The following is a 3,602-nucleotide window of genomic DNA, read 5'->3' on the forward strand; positions in this document are numbered from 1 at the left end:
CAAGGTCGTTGCCATAGGCGGACCGACGTGCACGGGCAAATCGGACCTTGCCGTCGCAGCGGCGAGACACCTTGGAGGCGAGATCGTCAATGGCGATTCCATGCAGGTGTACCGCTATTTCGACATAGGGACGGCGAAGCCTTCGGCTGCCGCCCGCGAGAGCGTTCCCCATCATCTCATCGACATGGTGGACCCCGATGAGGAGTTCAATGCCGCTTTTTTCCAGGACGAGGCCGACAGGGCCATATCAGACATCAACGGCAGGGGCAGGGTGCCCATCATCGTAGGCGGGACGGGTCTCTATCTGAGGGCCCTTTTCTACGGCCTTTTTCCCGCGGCGAAGGACGGCGCCCTTCGCGAGCGCCTTACCGCCGAATACGCCGGGGACCCCATCGCTTTTTACGAGAGACTTAAGGCCATTGACCCCGTATATGCCCTGAGGATCAGTTTCCGCGACCGCGTAAGGGCGGTCCGGGCGATGGAGATCTACCTCCTGGGAGGAAAACCGGTCTCCGAGCTTGAAAAAGACCACGGCTTCCGGGAGGCCAGGTACGATATCTGCAGCATCGGCCTTGCGGCGCCGCGCGAAGAACTCTACCGGAGGATCGACGAAAGGGTGCTGGATATGCTCTCCCGGGGTCTCGTGGATGAGGTAAGATCAATTCTGGCGCGGGGCTATGCCAGGGAGTCGAAGCCGTTTTCAAGCATCGGATACCGCGAGGTCCTCCGTTATCTTAGTGGTTCCATTGAATATGAAGATATGGTAAAAGATATACAGAAAAATACCCGAAACTATGCAAAAAGGCAGTTTACCTGGTTTAGAAAAGAAAAAGGCATGCAATGGTTTGAACACCCGCAGGAGCTGGACAGGATCATCGGGACGATGTCGGGGTGCGTGGATAGATGGAACTGAAGAACATAATAGAGGCTGTCCTTTTCTCGGCGTCGAGACCTGTGACGGCGAAACAGGTCGCGAAACGGCTTGAGGAATTCCCCCTTGAAGAGATAGAGGAGGCCTTTCGCACGCTTATAGAGGAATATTCCGATCCCCAGCGGTCCGTCGAGATAGCCGAAGTGGCCGGCGGTTTCCAGATGAGGACGAAATTGGCCTACCGCGATTACGTCAAACGTTTTGTTCGGGAAAAAGACGTGGGCCTCTCACGGCCGATGCTCGAGACCCTTTCCATCATTGCCTATAAACAGCCCGTCACAAAAAAGGAGATCGACGTCGTGCGCGGAGTCGATTCGGCCCGGGCCATCAAACACCTCCTGGAAAGAAGGCTTGTCGAGATCGCCGGTCGCAACGGCGACGCGGGAAAGCGCATGGTGTTCAGGACCACGCAGAGGTTTCTGGAGGTCTACGGGCTAAAGGGCCTTGAAGACCTGCCGACATATAAAGAGATCGAATCACTCGAAGGATAGGAGGACACCACCATGGACATATCGGAATTGCTGCGCTTTGCGATCGAGAGCGGGGGATCGGATCTGCACATCAGCGCGGGGGAGCCTCCTGTCATCAGGATACACGGCGAAATGACAAAGGTCGATCTGCCGGCTCTTGACAAAGAGGACGTGCACAACATGATCTACGACATACTGAGCGATTTCCAGAGGAAGGTCTTTGAGGAGCACCTGGAACTGGACTTCTCCTTCGGTCTGGGCGATCTCGCCCGCTTCAGGGTCAACGTCTTCAAGCAGCATCGCGGCGAATCGGCCGTCTTCAGGACCATTCCCAGCAAGATACCCACCTTCGATGAACTCAGTCTGCCCCGCGTCTTCAAGGATATCGCCGGGTTGGAAAAGGGCCTTGTCCTCATCACGGGACCGACGGGCAGCGGCAAATCGACGACGCTGGCTGCCATAATCGACTTCATCAACGATACCGTAAAGGAACACATCCTCACCATTGAGGATCCCATAGAGTTTCTCCATACCTCCAAGAAATGTCTTCTCAATCAGCGCGAACTGGGCCCGCATACCAAGAGTTTTGCCAGCGCCCTGCGCAGCGCCCTGCGTGAAGACCCCGACACGATCCTCGTCGGCGAAATGAGGGACCTGGAGACGATCCAGCTTGCCCTGACGGCGGCGGAAACGGGTCACCTTGTTTTCGCGACCTTGCATACCAGTTCGGCCCCGGACACGGTGGACAGGGTCATCGATGTCTTTCCCGCGGGGCAGCAGAACCAGGTGCGCTCCATGCTCTCCGGTTCCCTTCAGGCCGTGATCTCGCAGGCCCTTTTCAAGAGGCGTGACGGGAAGGGAAGGGTTGCCGCTTTCGAGGTGATGATCGCCACCCCGGCCATCAGGAACCTTATCAGGGAAAACAAGATCGCCCAGATACCCTCCATGATCCAAACGAGCAAGGGCCTCGGGATGCAGACCATGGAAGCGGCATGCAACGAGCTCATTGCGAAGAACCTTGTTACCAGGGACGAAGTCTCGTTTTACCTGAGCAACTCAATGAGGTGATCCATGGACATCATCAACGAGTACCTGAAGTACATGGTCGAGAGGGATGCGTCGGACATCTATTTTACCGTGGGTGTGGCTCCTGCGTTCCGTATTGAAGGTGTCGTTTCTCTCCACGGCGACAGACCTCTCACTGCCGAAGATACGAAGAATTTTGCCTACGCCCTTATGAACGAGCGCCAGCAGAAGATATTCGAGGAAGAGATGGAGATGAACCTGGCCATCTTCCAGCCCGAATACGGCAGGTTCAGGGTGAACATCTTCCGGCAGAAAAGCTTTATCGGCATCGTGATACGCCAGATCAAGCTTATCATCAAGACCATCGATGACTGGGGATTGCCTGCCGCCATGAAGGACATATGCATGTCCAAGCGCGGCCTTGTGCTTGTTGTCGGTGCCACGGGCAGCGGCAAGTCGACGACGCTGGCAGCCCTCATCGACTACCGCAATTCCAATCAGCCCGGCCATATCATTACCATCGAGGACCCCGTTGAGTTTGTTCACCAGCACAAAATGAGTGTCGTTACCCAGAGGGAGGTGGGTTTTGACACTCTGAGCTTTTACAATGCCCTCAAGAACACCCTGCGGCAGGCTCCCGACGTGATTCTCATCGGCGAGATCAGGGACGCCGAGACGATGGAGGATGCCATAACCTTTGCCGAAACGGGTCATCTCTGTCTTGCCACCCTCCATGCCAATAACGCCAACCAGGCCATCGAGAGAATACTCAACTTCTTTCCCATCGAACGCCATCTCCAGATATACATGCAGCTTTCCCTCAATATGCGGGCCATCGTATCCCAGAGGCTCATTCCCACGGTGGAGGGCAAGCGGGCCGCGGCGATCGAGATACTCCTCGATAGCCCGAGGGTAAAGGACCTCATCCTCAAGGGCGAGATCACCCTTTTGAAAGAGACCATGGCGGAATCCTACTTTGAAGGGATGCAGACCTTCGACCAGCACATCTTCGATATGTACCAGGCCGGTCTCATCGATCTTAACAACGCCATCGCCTATGCCGACAGTCCCAACGACGTGCGGCTGAAGATAAAGATGGCTGAGATGAAGCCCGAGGACGAGGCGGATAAGAAAGATGGGGGGTTGAAGCTGAAGCTGTAAAGACGGTTGGAACC

At 55.9% G+C, this 3,602-nt stretch carries 4 protein-coding genes; all 4 read left to right on the forward strand.

Going from position 1 to position 3,602, the window contains the following annotated elements:
* Nucleotides 1–913: tRNA (adenosine(37)-N6)-dimethylallyltransferase MiaA (miaA, locus tag PHC90_13140; GenBank protein ID MDD3847287.1), on the forward strand; the 913-nt coding region annotated here is incomplete at its 5' end.
* On the forward strand, nucleotides 904–1,422 hold the full coding sequence (gene scpB / locus PHC90_13145) for an SMC-Scp complex subunit ScpB (protein ID MDD3847288.1): 519 nt from the start codon (nucleotides 904–906) through the stop codon (nucleotides 1,420–1,422). The genes miaA and scpB, both read left to right, overlap by 10 nt.
* A 12-nt stretch (nucleotides 1,423–1,434) precedes the next feature.
* The gene (locus PHC90_13150; protein ID MDD3847289.1) at nucleotides 1,435–2,469 is read left to right on the forward strand and encodes a type IV pilus twitching motility protein PilT; all 1,035 of its coding nucleotides are present in this window, start codon (nucleotides 1,435–1,437) and stop codon (nucleotides 2,467–2,469) included.
* 3 nt (nucleotides 2,470–2,472) lie between these two features.
* Nucleotides 2,473–3,588 carry a PilT/PilU family type 4a pilus ATPase gene (locus tag PHC90_13155; GenBank protein ID MDD3847290.1) on the forward strand — a complete coding sequence of 372 codons (1,116 nt, stop codon included), beginning with the start codon at nucleotides 2,473–2,475 and terminating at the stop codon, nucleotides 3,586–3,588.
* Nucleotides 3,589–3,602 lie beyond the last annotated feature (14 nt).

The sequence above is a fragment of the Syntrophorhabdaceae bacterium genome, from assembly GCA_028698615.1.
In the GTDB taxonomy this organism is placed as follows: Bacteria; Desulfobacterota; Syntrophorhabdia; order Syntrophorhabdales; family Syntrophorhabdaceae; genus Delta-02.

What these genes read in the sequence shown, in the direction of transcription:
- scpB (MDD3847288.1), top strand. Translation starts at nt 904, where the DNA reads ATGGAACTGAAGAACATAATAGAGGCTGTCCTTTTCTCGGCGTCGAGA.
- PHC90_13150 (MDD3847289.1), top strand. Translation starts at nt 1,435, where the DNA reads ATGGACATATCGGAATTGCTGCGCTTTGCGATCGAGAGCGGGGGATCG.
- PHC90_13155 (MDD3847290.1), top strand. Translation starts at nt 2,473, where the DNA reads ATGGACATCATCAACGAGTACCTGAAGTACATGGTCGAGAGGGATGCG.